The sequence below is a fragment of the Leptospira interrogans genome (genome assembly GCF_900156205.1).
GTDB lineage: Bacteria > Spirochaetota > Leptospiria > Leptospirales > Leptospiraceae > Leptospira > Leptospira interrogans.
Genome location: NZ_FTNA01000009.1, coordinates 63,567 through 89,255 on the forward strand (window position 1 = coordinate 63,567; position 25,689 = coordinate 89,255).

The 25,689-nt window shown below is 34.4% G+C and carries 18 protein-coding genes; 14 read left to right on the forward strand and 4 right to left on the reverse strand.

Features of this window, described 5'->3' with window-relative positions:
• The first annotated feature begins 38 nt into the window (after positions 1-38).
• On the forward strand, positions 39-1,046 hold the full coding sequence (locus tag BW942_RS09540; RefSeq protein ID WP_001053431.1) for a hypothetical protein: 1,008 nt from the start codon (positions 39-41) through the stop codon (positions 1,044-1,046).
• 274 nt (positions 1,047-1,320) lie between these two features.
• On the opposite strand, the gene BW942_RS09545 is transcribed toward BW942_RS09540, so the two are convergent.
• Positions 1,321-2,460, reverse strand: a complete 1,140-nt coding sequence (locus BW942_RS09545) for a DUF1577 domain-containing protein (RefSeq protein ID WP_000455718.1) — start codon at positions 2,458-2,460, stop codon at positions 1,321-1,323.
• 802 nt (positions 2,461-3,262) lie between these two features.
• Here BW942_RS09545 and BW942_RS09550 point away from each other — a divergent pair.
• The 5 genes from BW942_RS09550 to BW942_RS09570 all read left to right on the forward strand — a co-directional run bounded on the left by BW942_RS09550 (position 3,263) and on the right by BW942_RS09570 (position 11,457).
• Positions 3,263-3,631 (forward strand): hypothetical protein, encoded by a 369-nt coding sequence (locus BW942_RS09550; protein WP_000168340.1) that lies wholly within the window; start codon positions 3,263-3,265, stop codon positions 3,629-3,631.
• Positions 3,632-3,672: 41 nt separating this feature from the next.
• Positions 3,673-5,898, forward strand: coding sequence for a carbonic anhydrase (locus BW942_RS09555; protein ID WP_001024278.1), 2,226 nt, complete (start codon positions 3,673-3,675; stop codon positions 5,896-5,898).
• Between the two features lie 650 nt (positions 5,899-6,548).
• On the forward strand, positions 6,549-6,872 hold the full coding sequence (locus tag BW942_RS09560) for a hypothetical protein (protein WP_001983303.1): 324 nt from the start codon (positions 6,549-6,551) through the stop codon (positions 6,870-6,872).
• Between the two features lie 123 nt (positions 6,873-6,995).
• Positions 6,996-8,375 (forward strand): TolC family protein, encoded by a 1,380-nt coding sequence (locus tag BW942_RS09565; RefSeq protein WP_001220692.1) that lies wholly within the window; start codon positions 6,996-6,998, stop codon positions 8,373-8,375.
• Positions 8,341-11,457 (forward strand): efflux RND transporter permease subunit, encoded by a 3,117-nt coding sequence (locus BW942_RS09570; RefSeq protein ID WP_000952676.1) that lies wholly within the window; start codon positions 8,341-8,343, stop codon positions 11,455-11,457. The genes BW942_RS09565 and BW942_RS09570 overlap by 35 nt, the downstream gene beginning before the upstream one ends.
• Positions 11,458-12,627: 1,170 nt before the next feature.
• On the opposite strand, the gene BW942_RS09575 is transcribed toward BW942_RS09570, so the two are convergent.
• The gene (locus tag BW942_RS09575; protein WP_050558218.1) at positions 12,628-13,491 is read right to left on the reverse strand and encodes a lipase family alpha/beta hydrolase; all 864 of its coding nucleotides are present in this window, start codon (positions 13,489-13,491) and stop codon (positions 12,628-12,630) included.
• A gap of 1,508 nt (positions 13,492-14,999) precedes the next feature.
• Between BW942_RS09575 and BW942_RS09580 the strand changes: the two genes are divergently transcribed.
• From BW942_RS09580 to BW942_RS09610, 7 genes are all read left to right on the forward strand, one after another.
• Entirely contained in the window at positions 15,000-15,248 is a 249-nt protein-coding gene (locus tag BW942_RS09580) for a DUF1563 domain-containing protein (RefSeq protein ID WP_170870526.1), read from the forward strand.
• A gap of 181 nt (positions 15,249-15,429) precedes the next feature.
• Positions 15,430-17,328 (forward strand): DUF1561 domain-containing protein, encoded by a 1,899-nt coding sequence (locus BW942_RS09585; protein ID WP_082279640.1) that lies wholly within the window; start codon positions 15,430-15,432, stop codon positions 17,326-17,328.
• Positions 17,329-17,550: 222 nt separating this feature from the next.
• Positions 17,551-17,682 carry a DUF1563 domain-containing protein gene (locus BW942_RS09590; RefSeq protein ID WP_001021442.1) on the forward strand — a complete coding sequence of 44 codons (132 nt, stop codon included), beginning with the start codon at positions 17,551-17,553 and terminating at the stop codon, positions 17,680-17,682.
• A gap of 310 nt (positions 17,683-17,992) precedes the next feature.
• A complete protein-coding gene (locus tag BW942_RS09595) occupies positions 17,993-18,934 on the forward strand; it encodes a DUF1561 family protein (protein ID WP_000533980.1) in 942 nt (313 codons plus the stop codon).
• A 372-nt stretch (positions 18,935-19,306) separates the two neighbouring features.
• The gene (locus tag BW942_RS09600) at positions 19,307-19,600 is read left to right on the forward strand and encodes a metal-sensitive transcriptional regulator (RefSeq protein ID WP_000681098.1); all 294 of its coding nucleotides are present in this window, start codon (positions 19,307-19,309) and stop codon (positions 19,598-19,600) included.
• 17 nt (positions 19,601-19,617) lie between these two features.
• Entirely contained in the window at positions 19,618-19,818 is a 201-nt protein-coding gene (locus BW942_RS09605; RefSeq protein ID WP_000659127.1) for a heavy-metal-associated domain-containing protein, read from the forward strand.
• A complete protein-coding gene (locus BW942_RS09610) occupies positions 19,815-22,034 on the forward strand; it encodes a heavy metal translocating P-type ATPase (RefSeq protein WP_001982140.1) in 2,220 nt (739 codons plus the stop codon). The genes BW942_RS09605 and BW942_RS09610 overlap by 4 nt, the downstream gene beginning before the upstream one ends.
• A 695-nt stretch (positions 22,035-22,729) precedes the next feature.
• Here BW942_RS09610 and BW942_RS09615 read toward each other — a convergent pair.
• On the reverse strand, positions 22,730-23,356 hold the full coding sequence (locus BW942_RS09615; protein ID WP_000183410.1) for a glutathione S-transferase family protein: 627 nt from the start codon (positions 23,354-23,356) through the stop codon (positions 22,730-22,732).
• Positions 23,357-24,250: 894 nt separating this feature from the next.
• Positions 24,251-24,706: a GyrI-like domain-containing protein gene (locus BW942_RS09620; protein ID WP_000656643.1), complete on the reverse strand. Its 456-nt coding sequence runs from the start codon at positions 24,704-24,706 to the stop codon at positions 24,251-24,253.
• A gap of 244 nt (positions 24,707-24,950) precedes the next feature.
• Between BW942_RS09620 and BW942_RS09625 the strand changes: the two genes are divergently transcribed.
• Positions 24,951-25,676 carry a PAS domain-containing protein gene (locus BW942_RS09625; RefSeq protein WP_000391357.1) on the forward strand — a complete coding sequence of 242 codons (726 nt, stop codon included), beginning with the start codon at positions 24,951-24,953 and terminating at the stop codon, positions 25,674-25,676.
• Positions 25,677-25,689 lie beyond the last annotated feature (13 nt).

Consider the following 25,689-nt stretch of genomic DNA (forward strand, 5'->3'; position numbering starts at 1 on the left):
TTTTTAATTTAAAAAGCTCGCCCAAATATTAATAAAAGATGAACTTAAGAGAAAGTTTTATTTCTAAATTCGCGGCGAGTTATGTAAAACCTAGATTTGAAATTTGGTTTGCTGCCATATTGATTCCTGAAAATGACCAGGCTTTTTGGATAAGATATTCTACTCTCAATCCTAGAAACAACCGTGATTTGTATTCTACGGGGGCGGTTTGGGTTTCTTTGTTCGATCGTAAAAATCCAAAAAATCATCGAACCGTTGCACAGTCTTTTCCTTACGAAGACGTTTCAATTGGAGAAAATTCGATCGAATTTCCTGAAGCTTCGGTGGGACCGGATCATATGAACGGAAAAGTCCAAACCTCACAATCGGAAAATTTGGCTTGGGATTTGGAATTTAGACATCAATTGGAACCTGCCACACACTTACCACGTTGGTTAGAAAAAACTCCGATTCCAAAAACAAGAAGTATCGTTTCTTCACCTTTTACGGAAGTTGCAGGTTGGATTCAACTTGCGAATCGTAAATTTACATTCCAAAATGCGAATGGACATTTTAACCATATTTGGGGAACCAATCGAGTATCTGAATTGTTTTGGACTTTTGTTCCTAAGTTTGACGATGATCCAGACAATTGGTCTATGGAAATTGTAACGGTTCGACCTCAACAGTTTACTCCTAGTTTGACCTTTGTTACACTTCTAAAAGGGGGAGTTCCTATTCATCAACATTCTATCTTTCGTTCTTTGAGAAGTACTACAAAGGTAGAATATCCGAAACTACGTTTTCAAACTCGTTTAGACGATTATGAAATATTAGTGGAAAGTGAAATGGACAAGGATCAAATTGCGGGTTATATTTACAGAGATCCGGATGGAAGTCCTAGATACGTAGAACAAAGTGATATAGGAAGTGCAAAATGTGTTATACGGCATCGCGGAAAAGAAATTGTCCTAAACGCAAAACAAGCCGCTGGGGTCGAGTTTCATGGACTACGTCCTTGGAGAAAGGATCATCAATATTTGGATCCTTACCAAAATAAATATTAAATTTTTTTAATTCATTTTTGTAAACGAACCTGTAAGAACTTTCATTTAAAAAAGTATATTCTGATTTTCTATATCCAGTTCACGTTATATGATTCATTTTCTTGAAATAATATTAACGTGTGTTTGATATAAGAAGTTTATTTTATGAAAATTAATCTTTATGCAAAAAACGAAATGTAGTAACTCTTATAAATCTGAATTTTACAGATCTATGTCTAAAATTGTAATAGTTTCCATCTCAGCTTTTTTACGGAGGTTATCCAAGTTATATAAATTAATTGGAAGCCAGAAGTTCTATGTTCGATTCAAAACGGGCTCTTTCTCCCGGCAAATCGGATTTCCCTGCGAGTTCTATTCCTAAAATGAGATGGCCGTTTTCGTCCAGTGTTAACCAACGAATTATACCGTGAACCGTAAACGGAGCCTGCATTTTAAAAAAGATGTCGAATACAAAATCGTTTTGTTTGGGTAGTGTTTCGATTAAATGTGGATTTTCGATCTTAACCCTGATCCCGCCTTTCGAAATTTCAAGGATTGAAAAATGTTCAGAAGTTTTGATCGTGTTCGATTCTTTAATTCTTTCTATCATATCATTTGCTAAAGTTTGAAATTCTTGTATGTCCTTTTCGGTAAAAGATTGTTCCTTGCTCTGTATAGAAAAATAACCAATTGGAATCTGTTCTTCCGAGTGATTTATATAAACGATTGGAACAATCAATTCGGAAATAATTTGTTGATCTTTGTATTCTTGAATACAGGAATCTAGATCGTCGTCTATTTCCTTTTCGTAGTGGATTCTTCCCGGAGAGTTATTTTTATAAGAGTTTGGATCTTGAGTGTTTTCTAAAAGAAGGTATTTAAGCGTTTTTTTGACGATTTCGAATTTATGATTCAAACCAGGCCCGAACGTATCTATGTTTACGGTATCGTTTGTTTTTTGTTTGAGCCGATTTTTAAAGTCTTCGAAGTTTACTTTAACTAAAGTAGGAATATTGAACATATTTGCTTCGATTACTGTTTTGGAAGAGACTACATTAGTTACATACATTGTATCCGATTCAACTTGAAATCTTTGAGTTTCTCTGTTTTTTCTCGCGATGGCAAGTTTTTCTACTTTGATTATAAAAAGTGAATTTTCCAATTTTTGAAGAAGAATACATTCTAATTGTATGTATTTAGCGAGAATCGTATAAAGAATGAAAGAGTTTTCTTTTGGTAAATCTTCTTCTTTGGAGACTTGTATGATTATTTTCTCACCTTCTTCTAAAACTTTTTTAATGACTGCTTTTCTATCAAATGGATCGATTTTGAAAACAAGTTCCTTATCTAAAAGATACTTTGTGATTACATGATCTTTTTGTTCGGCGGAAGTGATCGTATCCGTTTCTCTTTCTGTTTTTTCTATATATTCCATCAGTAATATGTCTTTTAAGGAGAATTGTTTGGATGATTATCCTCTTTAGAAAGGATTCAGTAAACGAAAAATTAGAAATTCGAATTATAAAAAGATAAAGTTTATTATAATGTTAAAAAATGCTTGAAATAACTATAAAATAATTTATTGAATATAATGAGAATTCTGACCCTAAAATTTGGGTAATTGAAAATAGAGCAAAGATGGAATTGATATATTTTGATGCGATTGCATAAAATGGAAGATTAAAGAAGTCTTATTCATAACTATATAATAAAGTACCTAATATTTTGTATGGAATCAGCGTTTTGTGATAAAATTAACTGTACTCAATTTTATAAGATCAGTAGTTTGTGCCTAATAATTGAGTATTGGAAATTTTCGCCATAAAGAACTATTTGAGTGCAACATATTGGTACTCTGTTCTATAGTTCTTGAGTGGAAAATCGTATCGATTCTTATTAAAAACGAACTTGAATTTCTTTCTACGTTTTCGTAAAAATAAGACAAATTTTTAATGAGAAATCGATTGCATTTAAAAGAAATGTTATTTTAAGGTTCAAAAAACGTAAAGTTTTAGAAAACTTCAAAGCATTCTATTTGAAAAGTGTATGAAACTTTTAAGTTGCTTAAATGATTTAAATTTCTTCCGGTTTTGTTTTTCAAAACAGGGAAGTTTTTCTTTTTTTAACGCGAAAGGGATAGATGCGAGGTCAATAAATTGAAACTTAAGTCGAAATATCGTATTATGTTTCTTTTATGCAATTTATTGACCAGAGCTGAGAGCCCGGTCCGGCTGCCTATGGCAAGCCGGATTCGCCCAAGTTTTCTTATGTCGAACTTACGTATTTTTTTGGATCGATTTTTAGGTTTTGGAATTTTTTATAAATTTTTTTCTGTTTTAGGAATGATCCTGATTTGTTATTCTGCGATTATATACTCTCAATTTTATGATCAAAATTCTTCTCTCGTCACAAACCAATCTTCTGAAACCGAAAAAGAAAAAACGATAGAATTTAAATCAGAAGATTTTGTATCTCAAAAAGAGCAGTTTGCGATCGGTTATGATTTGGAAATTGCACACTACGGAGATTTAACCGAGTTAATTCTTGTTCAATATGTTTCGAAAATAGAAAACCCACCTCCGGAAAAGCTCTTTTTTTCGATTTAACAATTTCGAAATTTTTGGCTTTAAAGCCGAAGGAGCATATTATGAACATCTTATATTCTTTTCCTCGTGTTTCTTGGGACAATTTAAGACACGATTTTTCTGCTGGTTTAGTAGTCTTTTTAATCTCTCTCCCTCTTTGTATAGGAATTGGGTTCGCTTCGGGAGCCCCTATCGTTTCTGGTTTAATCAGTGGTATCGTTGGTGGAATTGTAATTTCTCTGATCAGTAAATCTCCCTTATCCGTAAGTGGACCTGCGGCTGGATTGACCGTGATCGTTTTTGATTCCATTAAAACATTAGGAAATTTTAATGATTTTCTTTTAGCTCTTTGTTTGGCCGGAATTTTTCAAATTATATTAGGTTTTTTGAAAGCTGGAATTCTGAGTAATTTTTTTCCTTCTGCAGTGGTTAAGGGTATGTTAGCTGCGATTGGAGTTGTTTTAATTTTAAAACAGATTCCCCACGCGATAGGTTACGATATTGATTATGAAGGAGACATGGGGTTTTTTCAGAAAGATCGGGAAAATACTTTTTCGGAAATTTTAACCGCTTTTTACCGTTTTACACCAGGCGCGATCATTTTGTTTACGGTTGCCCTGGTTTTAATTTTAATCTGGGAAAAGTTCAAACTACATGAGAAATTTATAATTCATGGTTCCTTGGTAGCGATCGTAACAGGTGTTTTGTTAAATGAAATGTTTCGGATTTTTGAATTAGGTATTGTAGTGAGCGGGGAACATTTGATTCAACCAATTCAGCTGAACGGGGCTCTGGATCTGTTCTTGGATGATTATTCTCCGAATTTTTCCCAATGGAAAAATCAGACGATCTATTTTATTGCAATTAAGTTATGTCTTGTGATGAGTCTGGAGACCTTGTTGAATCTAGATGCGATTGAAAAGATAGATCCACAAAGAAGAATCGTATCTAAAAATAGAGAGTTAGTCGCTCAAGGAACCGGAAATTTATGTTCGGCGATTTTAGGTGGATTACCGATCACTTCCGTAATCATTCGTAGTTCCGCGAATTTACACGCAGGAGCAAGAACTCGGTTTTCCTCTTTTTTACACGGTTTATTGATTTTGGTTTCTGTAATTTTGATTCCTGTTTGGATCGCAAAAATTCCTTTGGCTTCTTTGGCCGCGGTACTTTTGGTCGTAGGTTACAAACTTACGGATTATAAAATTTTACAGACACAATATAAAAAAGGAATGGATCAGTTTCTTCCTTTTATATCTACGTTAGTCGGAATTGTTTTTACAGATATTCTGGTGGGAATCGGTATTGGTTGTTTATTTTCCGTATTTTTTATTATGAGAAGAAACATTCTCAATCCTTACCAATTTAACAAAAAAGAAATGGCTTACGGAGTAGAAGTGAAGATTGATCTTTCTGAAGACGTTTCCTTTTTGAATAAATCTAGTATGTTATATAAACTAGATAAGGTTCCGGATAACGCACATTTGATTATAGATGGTTCTAGATCCAAATACATTGATCCGGACGTTTTGGAAATTATAGAAGACTTTAAGATCGTAGCCAGATCGCGCAATATCAAATTGGAAATTATAGATGTTACTTCCAGTTACGAGAAGATCCAGAACAAACCTTTGGACTTGGTCCTTCAACAAGATTATCAAAAACTTTTTGAGAATAACCGGATTTGGGTGGAGGAAAAACTTTCTAAAGATCCGGATTATTTTAAAAATCTTGCATTAGGGCAAACCCCTCAGTATCTTCTTATTTCTTGTTCCGATAGTAGACTTTCGGTCAATGAGATGACAGGAACGAGTGCAGGAGAACTTTTCGTTCATAGAAACATTGCAAATCTAGTGATCGATACAGACATGAATCTAATGTCGGTTCTTCAATATTCCGTTGAAGTTTTGAAAGTTAAACACATCGTTGTTTGTGGTCACTACGATTGTGGCGGAGTAAAAACTGCGATAGATGGAAAATATCACGGTTTGATCGACGCTTGGTTACGACATATCAAACAAGTGTATCGTATGAATCGAAAGGAACTTTCCGGTATCTTAGATGAAAATGAAAAACACGAAAGGCTTGTAGAACTAAACGTTAGAGAACAGGTCTATAATCTTTGTATGACCACCATTGTTCAAAACGCTTGGAGTCGAGGTAATGATCTTCAACTTCACGGCTGGGTATACGATTTAAAACAAGGTAAAATTTTAGATTTGAATATAGACATTGATAAAGATTTTAGGGACTATGATATTTTTCGTTATCAGTTTGAAACTCATTGAGTTTTCATTTTAAAAATATAGGTTATCAAGATAGAATACAATAGAGTTGTTGAAAAATTTCATAGCGATAGCGGCGATTAACAAAACTGCTTCAATTGACCATTTCATGAAATAGAAACAAGATGGAGAATTAATTCTTCAACAACTCTAATCAATTCTTACGATTTGTATTTTTGATTTCTAAATGATTTATATTTGTATATCAAGTTCTGATTCTCTTGAAAAATTACTATAGAATTTTAATAACAAAAAAGTTTTCGAAAACCATAAACTGTCTTAGGGAACTGAATCTGTGGGAATAGATTATTCCTTGTTTTTGGCGGGAGATTTTTATACACGCCAGAGATCTGAAATGCGACCCATGGAGAAGTTGTTTCGAGATCGCAGGTCCCCAAAGCGAACGCGTAGTCGAGTCAGAGCGCGATACTGCAACTTGTATTTTGAATTGTCGTCAGGGTTTGATCACAATTGATCGGACTTGAAAACCTAAAGTTCAATTTCTTTCGGAAAGTCGCGACGATTCTTCTATGTGTTTTGCGCAATAGGCGTGCCTATTTTACGTTGACAAGTTCAGATGAACATTAAGTTGATAAGATATGGGCCAAGCTATATTCAAAACATGGATCGGATGTACATTGTTAGCCGTTCTTATGTTGACTTTGGGCTGTGGGCCAATTTGCGGATTCGATTCTAAAATAAAAGAAACGATCGAAACTCTTCAATCTTCTTGTCATCAAGAATCGAATTCGGATGAAGCTCCAGGTTGCGATTGGGATTCCGGCTCGATTACTTTTTCGGAAATCGGTACAAACTTTTTTAAACTACTAAAATTTTTTATACCACCTCAAATTCATTCCTCAAACGTATACTTTTCGTTTTTTACTTTCAAGATGGATATCCGATTCATTTCTGATTTTTTCAAAGCTGGCTTAAACGAAATTCAAACGTTAGACTCAGTTCGTCTTTTGATTTAATTTATAGTCCCACATATTTTAATCCTTTCTGTTTTGAAATCGATAGAACGTTCTTTCGATCTTAAAATTTGAAAGAGTTTTGCTCTGATACAGAAATTTTCGATTTAAATATTGAGGTAGACTATGCGAATTAAACGGGACCATCTTCCTGAAAATTACAAAAGTATATTCTATTTTTTGAAACTATTTTTGATTTTAATGAAAAACGTTGCAGATGATTTTTTAAACTTACCTATTTTGTTCAATACGATATTTTTTTTGGCAATTTTAGTTTGCCCTGTTCGATCAGAAAACTCTTCTCAATTGGACGTTCGAACTATTCTTGATAAGGCCGAAAAAAATTCTCCTTTATTACTTTCTTTAAATGCGGACTTGGAATCTCTTTTTTATCAACGTAAACAGCAGGGAAAAACACAGAATCCTTCTTTGACTTTAGACTATGGTCGTAGGAGTGCCGCGAATGAAAGTGGTTCAGAATATGCCCTTCAGTTTGAACAACCCGTGTATTTTCCGGGTAGAAAAGAACTACATCAACTTTTAGTGGATAATGATTCTAAAATTAAGGAGATTCAACTTCAAGAAGCGAATAACTCAATTCGATTTAACGCACTTAAGTTTGCTTATCGTTATCTGGTTTCTGCCGGAAAAAAAAATCACGTCAAAGAACGTCTTAAAAGATTATCTATCTTAGAAAGTTACATCCGTGCTAGACCGTTTATCACTCCTCAATCAAAAACTGATTTGTTTATCATTCAAAGAAAAATTTTGGCTCTTAGAAAACATTTCAACGATCTAGAATTGGATGCAAATAAACAATATGAAGCAATGAATTTGTATCTTATGCTTGAATCCGTTCCTTCGTTTCGAATTCCATTTTTTACGGAAGGAGTAAAATTCAATTTTAATGAACTACTAAACAAAGCAGTTTCTCAAAATCTGACTTTGATGGCTGCTAAAGGTGAAATCGAAAAAGCGAAAACAGAATTAAACCTTGCCAGTTTGGAAAAATATCCGGATTATTCTATCATCAGCCAAGTGGGAGAAGACAGATCAGGAGTCGCCAACAGATTTTATGATTTCGGTTTTAAGTTTAGAATTCCAGTATGGGATCGGTTTCAAAATAAAATTTCTGCTGCGGAGGTCAATGTAAAGTCCAAACAAGAAATTTTTCGTCATCAAGAAAATCTTGTCAAGACCGCATTTAAACAAGCTTTTTTAGATTACGAACAATCCAAAATCAATCTCAAACTTTTTAATCTTTCTAAGTTAGACGAAATTGAAAAGGATCTGATTTATGCGGATGTGGAATTCAAAAAAGGAAGAATATTGATGATCAGTTATCTGGAATTGGAAAACCAACTTCATGAAACACATCATGCGATCTTGGACGCTCAGATTGCGCATTTGGAAGCTCTGCTCAATTTGTTGTATATCACAAACGAAAAAGAAATTATAGGAACTTTGCAACATGCTGTCCAGACTTTTGAATATCAGCTTAAGTAATCCGATTCTATCGACGGGAACCGTATTTTTTTTATTCATCTATTCTTTTTTCACTTTGAAAGATGTGCCGATAGACGCTGTTCCTGACATTACAAACACTCAAGTGATCGTGATCGCGAAAACTGGATCTTTAGATCCAGAGCAGGTAGAAAAGGTAGTTACGTTTCCGCTGGAAACAGAACTGATGGGAATGCCCAATCTAATAGATGTTCGTTCCGTATCTAAATTCGGACTTTCTAATATATCTTTAATTTTCAAAGAAGGAACGGACATATATCAAGCCCGAAGTATGGTTTTGGAAAGAATTTCAAGTGCACAGGAAAAACTTCCAAAAGGAATCTCACCTACAATTGTTCCAAATACCACAGGTCTTGGAGAAATTTTTTTTTATACCGTAGAGGCAAAACAAGGAAGTAAACTCGCTTCTCTTCCCGAAAAAGAACGTTTGCTTTATTTGAGAACTGTTCAAGATTATACGGTTCGTCCTCAGATAAAAGCGCTCGTGCCTGGAATTGTAGAAGTGGATTCCAACGGAGGATATGAAAAAGAAATTCATATCGATTTAAATCCTAACAAAATGAAATTTTGGGGAATAACTATCGATCAGTTGATCGGAGAGTTGTCCACGATCGGGGAAAGTTTTGGAGGTGGTTTTATAGAGAATGACGGAAAACTTGCCATTGTCCGAGCTTATGGAATCAAAAAAAGTTTAAACTCTTTATCGGAAGTTACGGTTCGTCGTACTCTTACTGGTTCTCCTATTCGGGTTTCCGATATTGCAGAAGTAAAAGAACACGGTAAACAACGATTAGGTGGGGCGAGTTCGGAAGGTAAGGAAATCGTTTTAGGAACCGCGATGATGTTGCGAGGAGAAAACAGTTTTCAAGTGAACTCGGATCTAAATCGCGCCGTGTCACTTTTAAAACTCCCAGAGGACGTGCAGGTTAGAATACTACTCGAAAGATCGTTTTTGATTCATTCTACAATTTTAACCGTGACCAAAAATCTTTCCGAAGGTGCGGTTTTAGTTATACTGACTTTGTTTTTTATCCTTTATAACATAAAAGCTTCGATCATTGTCGCGGCGATCATTCCGGGTTCTATGCTTTTGACCGCGATCTTTATGAAAGTTTTTGGGATTTCCGCAAATCTGATGAGTTTGGGAGCGATCGATTTCGGACTTCTTGTGGATGCTTCGATTGTAATTACGGAGAACGTGTTAACTCGATTTGAAAGAGATGCGATTTTCAGTCGGGAAGAAAAAATCCGTACGATTTTGAACGCTTCGTTAGAAGTTTTAAAACCGGTGTCTTTTGGAATCGTAGTCATCATGCTCGTATATGTTCCGATTTTTACGTTAGACGGAATACCTGGTAAGATGTTTCGTCCTATGGCTCAGACAGTTCTTTTTGCACTAGGATTTAGTTTGATTTTAGCTGTTTTTTTTCTTCCTCCTTTGTTGTTCTTTTTTATCACTCCGCCTAAACGTATCGTAAACCAGGAGGTTAAAAAAAGTAGAATCGTAATATTGTATGAAACGTATCTTCCCGTTTTATTAAAAAAACCTAAATTGATTATAATCGGTTCTATTTTATTTTTCTTACTTACTTTGTTTATTTATTTTAGAATGGGAACGGTTTTTCTCCCTAAGTTGATGGAAGGGGACTTGATGTTGGTGATCGTAAGGGAAGGAGATATTAGTATAGAAGAAAGTTTAAAAGAACAAAAAGAAGTGGAAAAACTACTGATGCAAATGCCGGAGATTCAGAGCGTGTTTTCTAGAATCGGAACCAGTTCTGTAGCAAACGATCCGATGGGAACTTTTAATGCGGATACTTTTATCATACTTAAAAAGGAATCTTTGAACGATTTGTTAGGGGAAAAAAATTGGGAAAATCTGTTAAACCGAATTCATAAAAAAGTACAAGAAAGTTTTCCAAAATCCGAATTAACTCTCAGTCAACCTTTGGAGGCTAGGTTTAACGAACTTTTAGAAGGAAGTAGAGCTGATATTAGTGTAAGAATATTGGGAAAAGATTTGAATACTCTTTTGGATCTACAAAATTCCTTAAAAGATACCTTACATAACATTCCCGGAGCCGCAGAAGTGGAACTAGATCCGATTATGGCGCTTAGAAAATCTACCGTGGTCGATATAATCCCAGATCCATTTAAATTAAAATATTATAATATATCTCTTCCTTTATTTAACAGTGCTGTTGAGAGTTCCATGAGCGGATTTGAGTTGGGAGGATATTATGAGGAAGAAGTTCGATTTCCGATTAAAATATGGCTTTCAGAAGAATTTAGAAATCACGAATCTGAAATATCGAATATAGGAATTGGGACAGAAGACGGAGGTATGATTCCGATTAAACTTCTCGCTTCCATAGAAAAAAAAGAAAAAATCATGACAATATCCAGGAATAAGTCTAGAAGATTTGTGGCTGTTTCTGTAAATCTTCGAGGAAGAGATCTGGAAGGATTTTATTCCGAGGCAAAGGATAAGATTTCTAATATGAATATTCCTCAGGGATATTCTGTGTTTTGGGGTGGGCAAATCGAAAATCTTTCCAAAGCAAAAGACAAATTATCTGTCATTCTTCCTTCTACATTTTTAATGATTTTCGTGGTTTTATATCTGGGACTGAAGTCGGTTCGTAGAGCTCTGCTTGTTTTTTTCTGTGTTCCGTTTGCTTTGACCGGAGGAATTTGGCTCCTTTTTTTGAGAGGAATGGATCTGAGTGTTTCTGCGTTTGTGGGATGTATCGCGTTATCCGGAATATCTGTGTTAAACGGACTTGTTAAATTGGATACGATTCACAGGATACGAGAGAAAGAAAAAATATCTTTAAGGGATGCAGTTTTAAAAGGAGCTACGAGCCGGATTCGTCCTGTAATTATGACAGCACTTGTCGCTTCTTTTGGATTTATGCCAATGGCGTTTGGGTCTGGTCTCGGATCGGAGGTACAAAAACCGTTGGCGACCGTAGTGATCGGAGGAATTGTGTCTTCTACAATTCTTACTTTGGTGATATTGCCTGTGTTTTATTATTGGCTGGAAGACGATTTTAAAAATTAGTAAATTTTAATATTATTAAATTTTTATACTTTTTTGATACCGGTATTTTAAAGATTTTGAAGGAAATTTTGTTATCGGCACTTTTGTTGCGAAGAATGTTGAGGTTTTAAAAGTGTTTTTGGAAAACCCTAGTTTATGTGAGTTCCCATAGATTAAGTCACATTGTGTTTTTTAACATTTGTTTTTTATAATTTAGTTTTTGTATGAGTTCCTAGCTTTGAAAGTTTTTTTGTAATCTGTGGACTTATGAGTTCCCACGGATTATGCCTTTTTATTGGTAGATTGCTTTTTTAAAAAATCTGAGTTTACGTGAGTTCGGTGTAAGGAATTCATAATTCTGAAAAAAGTTAGAATCTGAACTTTATAGATCGATTCTTTAAATGTGGGAACTCTCACAAATCAGGTTTTTACAGATTTATTTTAGAATGTGCGAAAGCGAACACGTTAACAATAGTTCTATTTTATCAGATGTGTAAGGGATGGATGCGCAAACTCAGCAAAACGATCTTTCAAATTCAGTGTCTCGCTTCTTGAACTCAATGCATTGCTTCCGATCATCACCAATCCCACAACGCGATCCGTAGAGAGCGTTGTGTTGAGTTTTCCAACGCGATTCATAGAGAGCGTTGTGCTGAGTTTTCCCTATTTTTGGGTGGAGGCGGTAAGGTTCGGACAATTTTTCTCTATCAGAAAAACATACTTTTTGCAAGTAAAAAGACTCATTCTTGTCGGAACACTTGAAAAATGTGCCTTTTTGAGCCCAGAACGGCGATCCATAGAAAGCCCGTTCTGCTTTAGTTCATTTTGATTCTAAAATCCTATTAACTTGTGGGGTTGGTGATGCTCCCTATGGGTTGCTTCTGCAGGTCGTTCGACGAATTGTGTTTTATCATAAACTGTAACTAAAGATAATAAATCGCATAACGTTTTTTGCATGCAATTTATTGACCAGAGTGGAGGACCGTTTTATTTTATTCAAACTTAACGTTTACAAAATATTTACAGGCTCTGTTCAAACTTTCACGCCTAATTAACATTAGATGATATTGAACTGATCGCAAAAAACTCCCCAAAATCGGGTATAATTTTAGGGAGATCTTGATTCAATCTATTTTATTGATTAGATTTTGCGTTATTCGCCATCTTTAAGAAATAAGCATTTGTATCGTACTAGAGTTGTCCTAGATAGAGAGCGTTGGTTGCTTCTAAATGATCTATTCCCGTGGTCAAAATTGGTATTGAAGGTCCTCCTTTCCAAGTTCCCCACCTTTGAGAAGAATCTGGAACTACACCGTCATTTGCGATACTCATCCCGTAAAAAGGAGCTCCGATTGCGCAGATCGGATGTAAGATTCCCATCGCTGGATGTTGAATTAGATCTGGAACGCTGATCGTTGATCCATACGAAAAATATTTTACACCATACACGTTAGGCGTTACAGAGTTGAACGTTTTTAGTCCGTCTGTGGTAAGAAGTTTTAAAGCTGAGATAGCGTTCTGGCTGGAATCTCCATAAACAAAACCGATTATAGTATTTAAAACCGTTGAAACGTAAGGTAAAGCCCAATTAGGAATAACCGCTGCTACGATATTTGCGATAGGACTTCCTTGATGAGGAGTATTTAACGTCGTTAAGGTGGCAACCTTAGTACTCATAGAAAGGTTGGAAACCATATAACGCGCATCCAATCCACCCTGTGAATGCCCTATGATATGCACCTTGCCGGTATAATTGTTTGCAGCCATAGCCGCTAGAATAGACGTTTTTAATTGGGAGGCTCTGCTGGAACTTGAATTTAACGCAGTGACGGAAGGAGTTAGAACATACGCACCTTGATTTCTAAGATAGGCGGCATTTCCACCCCAATAATCAACAACGGTAGAGCCGTTTCCCCAACCAAACAATCCGTGGGCTAGTACGATCGGATAACTTCCAGAAAGAGGTTTACTAGAGGTTCCTCCTCCAGACGCATATGTAACGTTCGTTATTAGAAACACTAACGTTAATAAAATTTTCAAATTCATTTTTTTCATATTTTTTACCTAATTTAATTTTCAATTGGAAACGCGTTGGAACATACTTTATTAGAAAAATCAATCAAGCAAAAAATTGAAATTAGAAGTCTTGAGTAAAAAAATTATTTATAAAAAAATACAATAAAAACTTAAAATACATCAGTCAGATCGAATTTTTCAGTTAAATTTTTAAGAATTTGTATTGGTTCCTACAAAATTACTGCTCGGACACATAAAAATTAACGATCGATTTTACCAAAAATATAGAAGTTCTCAAAAATTGCATTTAACCCGAATTGTTGGTCCGATCCTACATTTTGACTTTTGAAATAAATTCGTAGCCTAGTATTATTTTCATGCGCTCGTAATCATACCCTGCATTATATAAATAATAGAGTTGTTGAAAAATTCCATAGTTCAATTAACAAAATTGCTTTAATCGACCGTTTCCGTGAAATAGAAACAGATGGAGAATTAATTTTTCAACTATTCTAATGTATCTTAATTTTTATCCTATATTCTCCTTTAGACGAAGAACTTTAGACATTTCATTATTTAGAGTTTGGCGACAATTTTATATTCCTTTTGAGTAGTTCATTTTTTATCTGAATTCTATAATTTTAGTAAATTAGAATATTTTATATATTAAATATGAATTCATAGGAATGTTTAAATTTTTTAAAATGAATTTTCATCTGATTGCAGTCTCAAGGGTGGTGATTTTTTATAGAAGTTGAATTTTGAGATCGTCACCTTCGTATTTTGTAAAAAAAAATCTATTATGTTGGGTTTTTACGTTGTAGTCTGATTTTGATACTTAAGATTTATTGGTTTTTGAATCGTGTAAAAATTTGAAATAAATTATTAAATTATCTGGATTACTAATCTTTATAAAATTGATTAGCGGAAATTTTTGTCATAAAGATCTCTATTGGAATGTAAAGTATTGGGTGATTTTATGTATAATTTTTTACTAATATATAAAATAATTAATATAATAAAGTTTTTGAATAATCCTGTAGTGTAAGATCAGAAAAATTACTTTAATTGTCCATTTTAATGCAACGAAAACAGATGGGGAATTAATTTTTCAACGATTCTTTTATATATAAAGTATATATTCTGTTGAGCGTTTTGGGATGCAAGTTCTAGTCATTACAATGATTCAGTCAATTTGAAATTCCATTCTATATTGTTCTAATTATTTTTCGGAAAAGGTCTTCGTATATCAAATGTATCAATTTTACTGCGGATTTTCGAGGTTCGGTTGCCTTCTTTAGAAATTTATTCCTATATTATTTGTCTAATGAGTTTTCGTTTCTTATAAACTCGTTAAAATTTTGATACGCAAAATCTGAATAACCAATCGTGTTCGCTTTTGGAAGAACTTCAATTACAGATCAAAACCCAAATATAATTCATATATATGTTCAAAATAAACAGATAATCATTTATCTTCATTAATATCCCTGACAGTGAAAAGTTTTGTTTTCACTGAGAAGCAAAAAGGATGGTAGAAGGTGAAAATGATGAATATAATTTTAACTTATTTCTTTTTATTAGAAACATTAGAAAATCTATATACAACTTATGTAGAATATTTTCTAAAACAGACCTTTTTAGATAGCATGCAAAAAATTTCTAAAATGGATCAAAAGCAAAATGAAATACCAGTTCTCCCAATTTTTAAAATTCTGATTTTTCAAGTTATATCTAGTAAGGGAATCTTCTTAAATTTATCTGATAATAAGATCTATCAGAGATACAAATTATAAAGAATTCGTATTGTTTAAAGATATTAATAACAATAGAAAAGACGATGTAAATGATACTGTATGTCTTTCAATCACTCGGAGGCTTATTGATAAACGGATTCAAACAAGATGAGAGAGACTACTGTATTTATAGATGGTTACATAACCAAATCTTAATTTTTCAAAAAAGAGGAGAGTAAAAATGAGTCGTTGGATAGTTTTATTGTTAGTTTTGTTAATCTCGCTTGGAGTTGGTTACTCTTACGGTGTAAATCCAGATGTTGTTCCCATTTCATCGAATGATATTCCTAGTTCAATCATTCAAAGACCTACTGATAAACCAAAAGATAAACCGATCAAAGTCAATGTAAGTAGTGGTGGAACATTTTGTTACGGTCCTAATTTTAGCGGCGGTGAAAGTTACATTGTGATCGAACAGTGTTGGCAAATGCACGTTATGAATGCAAGATACGACGTGTTTCAAAGAATTTCGTATAACATTAATAACACGTGGTTATGTATCACCGTCCCAGAGAGTGTAGTTAAGGGAGAGACAAATTGGGACTATGTTCACCTCAGACCTTGTACAATCAATGATCCTCTGCAAAGATGGATCGTAAAAGACAATTCCTTTTGGACAGCAGATAAGCGTTATCGGTTAAAAGATTATAATTGGTATGCCTATATTTCAAAAAACTCGGGGGATAGATACAATCATACCTTAGATTCTTCAATGAGTGATTGGATCAATACAGTAGCCACTCCCGGTAACATCAGTATTTTGACTTCCATCGCTTGGGATTTAGGAAGTGATCGTTATTTTATTCGTTCAGGAGGTTCGGATAAAAATACGACACCTATTTACTACAATCCTGAAAGTGGACATCTTGCTCAATACAATCCAGTGAGTGGATTGCTCTCTTGTATGTATTCTCGGGTAGGTAGTTATGATTGGAATTGGGTGACGTGGGCATTGTGTAGTGATGCACCTATCAGTAAGGATAATCCAGCTTATTGGAACGTATATCTTGCAACCGAAGAAGGTGGGATGATCATGGATTATCAGGGCAACGCACTGAGGGTTACCAGGTATGGACCTAATTGGGGTGTTGCGTATGCGGCTAAACTTTCTTATTTGAAAAAGGATACAACCTATAACCCGACTTCTCTATTTATCGTTGATAGAAATTTATTGAATTGGGTTCGTTACACAGTTAGTAATCTTGGAAAGACAGATCAGTATTGTCCAGCTGGTAAGAAAGAAAATCATAATATAAGAATAAAAAGAACTTTACCACCGGATTTTCAACTAACCGAGGAATGGCTAAGGAGACTTTACGACATAGCGATTTCAACTTCATTTACAAGTGAGGGGCAGGTCCATGGTATATGCGGCACTTGTCTACTTCAAACCTTCCAGATGTTGGCAGAACTCCAGGAATATCATTCTCATGGACCTATTCAGGGTGGAGGTTATTTTTTCAATACTGCTCATGATAGAGATCCTTTTGACTCGTTTAGGCAACGTTATCCGGAATTGGACGCGATGTTAGTAAATATACCTATAGTGTATAGTCAGGATGGTAACGTGCCTAGGATGGGATTGGCATCTGCTCGAACTATGTTGCCTCAATATGACTGGACTCTCTCTCGTGAATTTACCACTCGATCAGAGATGTTATCTCATATTACATCACTTATAGCTTCTCCTCCCGGAAGTATGTGGTTATCGATGTTCAGGGTTCGTAGACCGGATGGAACTACGGGAGGTCATGCCGTTCCAATTCTGAGAACCTCTCAAGGGTTAGTGGTAATTCCAACGAATTCTGCTTCGTTGTCATTTTTTACCTACAGACGATTTGCAACACCTACTACGGACCCGGTCCAAGTGATGAATAACTTGGAAATGTCAAGTTGGACTTTGGAAATACTTGTAACTGCACAGTTAGAAGGGCTCTATTACAATACCTTTGACTTCACAATCTCTAACAGGAATTGCACTGGAGAAGGAAGAGATAGAAGAGGTTCAGGTGGATATCCAACCAGAACAACAGTAAACCAATGTTCAGGAAGAGGAGGAGGCAGATGTGTATTGCTGTAAATGTTCTAATTCAAAAACTAAATGGATGTTAAATATTGAAATCCTATTACAACTTGAAGACTGAATATCTATTTTAGTAAACTCATAAAATTGAATTATTCGCGCTACTTAGAACTATAAAATACTTAGTATTTTGAGTTGAAACAGAGTTTTGCAATAAACATTTACGGTACTCATTGATAGAGATCAGTAATACAAAAAGGATGGTAGAAGGTGAAAATGATGAATATAATTTTAATCGATTTCTTTTTATTAGAAACATTAGAAAATCTATATGCAACTTATGTAGAATGTTCTTTAAAACAGATCTTTTTAGATAAAACACAAAAAATTTTCAAAGCGAATCGAAAATAAAATGAAATACCAGTTCTCCTAATTTTTAGAATTCTGATTTTTCAAGTTATATCTAGTAAGGGAATCTTCTTAAGTTTATCTGATAATAAGATCAATCAGAGATACAAATTATAAAGAATTCGTGTTGTTTGAAGATATGATAACGGTTGAAAAGACGATGTAAATGATACTGTATGTTTTCCATTCACTTGGATAGTCGACTTGTCGATCAACGGATTCAAACAAGATTAACGAAATACTATATTTATCTTATGTAGTTATGGATGTTACATAACCAAACCTTAATTTTTTAGAAAAGAGGAGCGTAAGAATGGGTCGTTGGATAGTTTTATTATTAGTTTTGTTAATCTCGCTTGGAGTTGGTTACTCTTACGGTGTAAATCCAGATCAGTATTGTCCAGCTAGTAAGAAAGAAAACCATAATATAAGAATAAAAAGGACTTTACCACCGGATTTTCAATTAACCGAGGAGTGGTTAAGAAGACTTTATGATATAGCAACTTCAGCTTCATTGACTGAGGGACAGATCCATGGTATATGCGGAGTTTGTCTGCTTCAGACCTTCCAGATGTTGGCAGAACTCCAAGAGTATCATTCTCATGGACCTCTTCAGGGTGGAGGTTATTTTTTCAATACCGCTCCCGATACGGATCCTTTTGACTCGTTTAGACAACGTTATCCGGAATTAGACACGATGCTGACGGATGCGGCTACAGCATATGGTCCTGCCTATAATACAACTAGATTACTGACATTAGTATCTGCTATGACTATGATGCCTCAGTATGAATGGACTCCTTCTCGTGAATTTACTACTCGGTCTGATATGCATTCTCACATTAGATCACTTATAGATTCTCCTCCCGGAAGTATTTGGTTAGGGTTAATGCAGCGTCGTGAATCAGACGAAACCTTGAGATGGCATGCTCTTCCAATTCTTAGGACCTCTCAGGGCTTAATTGTAATTCAAACGAGAGTGTCTACGATGTCATTTGAACTCTACAGGCTATATTTAACACCTAGTACGAGTATCGTCCAGATAATTAATGATTATCTAGAAGAAGCAGATAGAACTCTGACCGTACTTGTAACTATACAATTGGAACAAGCTTATCAAAATCTTTTTGACTTCATGGTCTCTAACATGAATTGCACTGGAGAGGGAGAAAATAGAAGAGGTTCAGGAGGATACCCGACCAGTGCAACAGTAAATCAATGTTCGGGAGGCAGATGTGCATTGCCAAATTGGTAATTTGATAAAGAAGTACAAAGTCATAAACAGAAAGGATATTACTCGGAATTACATAATAAAATACCCAGCCCAACAGTTTACACTTTAATAATAGGGTTTCTGAAAATTTCATATCTAATATTAGAGAAATAGCATGATTCATTCACTTTAATGGTTCATAAACAAAAAGAATTAATTTTTCAAGAGCTTTATTTTATAGAGATGAGTAAAAGCTGATTCTAAGATATTTTTGAAAGGTTTTCTAAAAAGTTTTAAATTAATTAGAACTGAATCTAAAACTAAAAAAAATCACGAAGTATTTACACGAAGACGTATAAAAATAAATAACCAACAAATGAAATCAAAAGTCTATAGTATAGGGAGGTATAGTATATGAAACATAAACCAAAACACAAACTTATATCGGATCCAAAGGAAAGTAAAAATCTGATTCTAAGATTAAAAAAAATAGAAGGACAGATACGAGGAATTCAAGGGATGATTGAAAACGAAAAATATTGCGATGATGTACTTAATCAAATATCTTCCGTAAAATCAGCATTAGACGGTGTATCTAGGGGATTGCTTAAGAGTCATATTCGAACTTGTGTCACAGAGAGGATCAGAGGAAACGATTCAAAAATTTTAGAAGAGTTTATGACAACTGTAGGTTATATTCTAAGGTAAACAAAGAAGAGAATCTAATGAAAGAAATCAGGCTAACTGTAGAAGGGATGACCTGCTTACATTGTCTAAAAACGATTGAGTCTGCTTTAAAAGAAGCCGGATTTACGGGAAAAGCAAACTTAGAAAATCGGGAAGTCGTTTATTACGGAAAAGGAACTACAGAAGAATTATCGAAGGTTAAAGAAACTATTTTAAAAAAAGGTTATAAACCAGGATGAAAGTTCAACAAGAATTGCATTTAAATGAAGTAACATTAGACGTAATTGGAATGACCTGTGCCAATTGTGCACTTAGAATTGAAAAAGGACTTAAAAAAATACCAGGAGTTAAGGATGTAAGAGTTAATTTTGCAATGGAAACCGCAAAGATAGATTTTGAATCTTCAATCTCAAAAGAAATTCTAATGGATAAAATAGATTTTTTAGGTTATCGTGCGGTTGTTCACGAAGATATAGAAATAGATGGAGAAATTCAGAAAAAAGAATTCAAAAAACTAAAAGTTCGAGTTATTGTTTCCGCATTTTTGTCTTTACCATTACTTTTAAGTATGATTGGGCATTTTGAGAATAATCTAAATTTTGAATATTTATCTTTTCTAATGAATCCTTGGTTACAGTTTGTTTTAGCTACCCCAATCCAATTTTGGATCGGAGCTTCTTTTTATAAAGGTAGTTTTCGCGCTCTTAGAAATGGGGGAGCTAATATGGACGTTCTAGTTGTTTTAGGAACGTCTGCCGCGTATTTTTATAGCGTCTATTTGACATTTATTTTCAATGAAAAATACATTCATAAGACAGCGAATCTATATTACGAAACTTCATCTGTGTTGATCACTTTGATTCTTTTTGGAAAATTGTTGGAACATATAGTAAAGGGTAAATCTTCGAAGGCAATTCAATCCTTGGTAAATTTACAACCAAAAAAAGCGAACGTCATTAGAGAAAAAGAGATTCAAGAGATCCCTTTGCTTGCAGTTCGCTCTGGAGATTTGATTTTGGTAAAGCCGGGAGAAAGTATTCCTGTGGACGGAATAATAGAAGAGGGAAGTTCAACCATCGACGAATCGATGTTAACCGGAGAAAGCATTCCTGTTGAAAAAACAATTTCCAATTTCGTTTACGGAGGTTCATTAAATCAAAACGGAACTTTCAAGTTCAGGGCTTTAAAAGTTGGAAAAGAAACTTTGCTCTCGGGAATCATTCGAGCGGTTCGAGAAGCCCAAGGAACCAAGGCTCCGATTCAAAGGATTGCAGATCAAATTTCGGAAATATTTGTTCCAGTGATTGTTTTGATCTCAGTAATTACTTTATGTGTATGGTATTTTTGGATTTTGCCTTCTACCTTTTCAGTAGCACTAGAAAAGGCAATTGCTGTGCTTGTGGTCGCTTGTCCTTGTGCTTTAGGTTTGGCGACTCCGATTTCGGTTTTAACCGGGTCTGGAAAAGCGGCTACTATGGGAATTTTGTTTCGTAGTGCAGAAGCATTAGAAATATTGCATAAAGTAAATGCAATTGTTTTTGATAAGACCGGGACTTTAACTTATGGAAAACCGGTTTTGAAAAGTTTAGAAAGTTTGAATATGACTAAAGAAAATAATTTACTTACGTTAGCCGCTTCTGCTGAACAGAACTCGGAACATCCTCTTTCGAAAGCGATCGTAGAAAGTGCAAAGAAAAAAGGTCTTGTTTTAGCGATTCCCGAAAATTTTGAAACAATACCTGGAGGAGGTATTTCCGCCATTGTGGAGGGAAATCGGATATTGATTGGAACAGAGAGATTATTTTACGCAAAAGGAATAGAGCTGAATCAAGAATTAAACAATCTGAAACGAATAAGAGAAGAAGAAGGAAATACGGTCGTCCATTTGAGTGTGAACGGAATTCATTCTGCTATATTGACATTAGCAGATACGCTTAAAGAATCTACTCCGGCAACGATCGAAAAGTTGAAATCTTTGGGTATAGAAGTTTATATGATAACTGGAGACAATGAAAGAACGGCTCGAGTTATCTCAAAAGATTGTGGTATTGAACGCGTGTTAGCTGAAGTTCTTCCGGAGAAAAAAGCGATGGAAGTAAAGAATCTAAAAAGTTTAGGAAAAGTGGTTTCTATGGTGGGGGACGGAATTAACGATGCTCCTGCGCTTGCGATTTCGGATCTTGGGATTGCTATGGGAACCGGAACGGATGTGGCAATGGAATCTTCCGATTTAGTGATCGTAAACGGGGATTTGAATTCAATTGTAAACGCTATTACTATCAGCAGAAAAACGGTTTATAATATTCGACAGAATTTTTTCTGGGCGCTACTCTATAATACGTTAGGTATTCCGATCGCAGCCGCAGGATTTTTAGCACCTTGGGTTGCGGGTGGGGCTATGGCTCTCAGTTCGGTTTCGGTAGTTTTAAACGCCCTTAGATTACAAAGGGATTGATTTTCAATAAATTAGTAATTTAATATATTAAAATGTTTTATTTTCATAGAAAAAATACATAAAAAAATAATAATATGATGTAAATTTGCTTTAAGTGAACCTCTGTAAATACAAAATGAATGATAGGCTAATCAAATTTCTGCATGAAATTGATGTTTTGTAGAGTCAAAAGTTTCATCTTTGAACTTGTCCCAAAATTTTATAATTAATCATGTTTGAATCCCTAACAAGACGTATTATCCATTTCTATAAATTGAGTACCTATCAATGTTGTGATAAAGAGTCGATTAGCTTAACTTCGGTATAATCTAATTCGAAAGCGATTGAAGTGTAGAGAAACTTAGCAGAACGCTCTCTCAAACTCAGTATCTCAGGCGCTCGACAGATCGTGTTCTAAATTGAAACTAAAGACGTAATATTGTATTACACTTCTTTTATGCAATTTATTGACTGCAGCTGAAAGCGCGGTCCGGCAAAGCCGGATTCGCTCAAATTTTCTTACGTTGAATTTGCATTATAGAATTAGAGTTGTTGAAAAATTCCCTAGTTCCGATTAACAAAACTATTTCAATCGACCGTTTCCATAAAATAGAAACAGATAGGAGAATTAATTTTTCAACTACTCTATTATAAATGTGTAAATTGTTGAATTGAAAACTCTATCATATAATTCTGAGTAGTTTTTATAAACTCTATTATTTACTTTTTAAGGCTTCTTCTATCCATTCTTTATAAGAATGAAGACCGCTGATTGTAGAAACGTATTTATTTGCTTCTGAATCGAGTTCTATTCCGTATGTGATGAATCTTCCCACAACCGGAGTGTAAAATGCGTCGGCGATTGTAAATTCTTTTCCGAATAAAAAAGGACCTTGATATAAATTTAAACAGTCTTTCCAGATAGATTCAATTCTTTGAATATCTTTCCAAACTTCTTCGGGAAACGATTTGCCATAGAGTCTTTCAATTATTTTCATTGGTAGATTTTTTCTAAGATCGGAAAAACCAGAATGCATTTCTGCGACGATGGAACGAGCGATGGCTCTTAATGTTTTATCTTTAGGCCAAAGATTTTTTTCGGGAAAGGTTTCAGCTAAATATTCTACGATGCTATTAGTATCCCAGATTTTGATGTCTCCATCTATTAGGACTGGTACTTTACTTGCATTGGAATAGAGTTTTATCTTTTCATAAAATTCTGGTGTGTTTAGAGTTAAAGAGATTTCAATAAACGGAATATTCTTTTCTTTTAATAAAATCCAAGGACGCATGGACCAAGAGGAAAGTTTTTTATCACCAATTACAAGTTGAAGATTTGTCATACGGCCAAATTCTTTTGAAAATGAAATTTTGAAAGTTGAAATTAGATAAAATGGCGTTCTTTCTAGATTTGAAGAGAAGGTGATTGGTTACTAATTCTGTAAAAATTGGAATCATGAATTTTCATCTCAAAACCGTCCAATGTGGGAACTATTATGAAAATTGAACGACATCAGAACTACTCAAAAGTTCACAAATTGCCAAATGCGACTTAATTTGTAGGAACTACTATATTTTATTAAGAATTTCTAAAGAATTATCATGTAAAATTTTCTGAGGTTTCAAGCTCTTGGGTATTTTTTATAGGTTTTGAGCAGAAATTAAAGTCTACTAAATTGGGTTATATCCTAGTGTGCGCTATAATTGTATTGAAGGGTTCGAGACTTTTTTGTAAATGTGGGAACTACAACAGCAAAAATACAAATTAAAAACCGCAGACTAATTAGAAATGAGACTTAATCTGTGGGAACTCTCATTCGAATTTGCCTGAAGTTTACGGACTTATTTGGTTTTTAACATGAGTTAGTGTGAGAAAATTTTTTTAAAAATAGTGATTCTTACATTTTCAAAAGTTTTTTTGTAAATTGTGGTTTGTGGGAGCTACCACGTTTTATGAAAAAGTTTTCTTGTAAAACAATTGTGGGAACTCTTACAAATTACAATTTTTCCAGAGAAATTGTCTTGAAAAACCTACTCGATTAGCACCTATAACTCTTTCGTTAACGTAAATTCGTAGAGAAAATCTTGACGAATAAAAAATTAATGCAACTTGCTGAATTGAATTAAACGTCCTCTCGGCTCGTTCGACAGAACTTAAAAAAACATAGTGACTGTTGTGCAGAAAATTATAAATTAATAGTTAATAACTTTATAAAGTACTTAACTATTAATTCTTGTCAGTCTTTAACGGAAAGAAGAAGGTGGACTTGAGTTTCTGGAGTCTCCGAAAAGTCAATTGGATAAATTTCATAGTCTACTTCAAAGGCTCTTCTGCGTTTTATATCCGAATTTGTCCAAACTTTTTGCCAGAGCTCAATGATTATATTGGGGCTTTTACCTTTTAACGAAGTCAGTTCCAAATATTTTCCTTCTGGAAGTTGAACTGTTTCGAAAATATTTATTTCATCAGAAGGAACTCCGATGAAATAAGAGTATTCTCCGTTTTCATCACTTTCATAATCTTTGTAAACGGCATAGATGAACTTGTCTGTGGTTTTAAGTTTAGGTAGAACTTCACCAAAAAATTTTTCCCATAACTTCGGAATGTTTCCGTTTGATCCCATTTCGTTTTCATTTTTTGTACGAGTTCCAATTCCAATAAGATACTTTTTTGGCATTAAACATTCTTTCATAATTTTTATCCTGTTCGTTAAACATTTAATTAAGAGAAGAGTATTCTCTTAATTAAGTAGAAATAAAATTTAAGCAAATATTTGCGTTTAAATAAGATGGTCTATTACTTAATGGATTTGAATTATTGATTTTTATCAATGTTTCTGAATGTTTTCGAAGGCCACTTAGTTGACGAATCCAACTAAATACTTAGGTATGTTTATAGCGGTTCAATATAGATAAGAATCGTTTATTCCTTAAGAAATGGAGGAGATCTATGTCTACGACGAAAGTAAAAATCGAGGAGGTAAAGAAATGATGAACCTTTCTTCGATTTTAGTTTCTTATTTTTATCAATATCCACATGCGATGTTTATAACAAATCGGTGCGGGATGATTGAATATATTAATCCGGTATTTGAAACACTTTCCGGTTATAGCAGAAGTGAACTGATTGGACAGAACCCAAAGTTGTTTCAAGCGGGAGTACACGACCCTAATTTTTACGAAGAATTATGGAAAACAATTCTTTCAGGCAAAGAATACGAAGGGAATTTCTTAAATCGAAATGGATCAGGAGAAACGATTGCTTGGAAGGAAAGGATTACCCCTCTTCGAGACGAAGCGGGAAACATTTCAAATTTCTTATGTAGAGTAGACCTTTCTTCGAAAGACGAGGTCAGTGCAGTTCCAACCGAAGAACAGTCGATGCCCGTCGAAAATTTTCAAAACACAAAAGTTAAAGAATCTCTTTTCCCACAACTGCAAAGGGAATACGGGCTGACATGTCAGGAAGCGAAAATCTGTGAACGTTTAGTTGCTGGGCAGACAAGAGCTTGTCTCATTCAACAACTTGGAGTACATTCAGGAACTCTAAAGAACCATCTCAAAGCGATTTATAGAAAAACAATCGAAAAGGATTTGCCTCAACCAGGACAAGGAAGAGATAAACTTCAAAGACTTACTATGTTTTTGATTCGTCTCTGCTGATCAGATTTAAAAA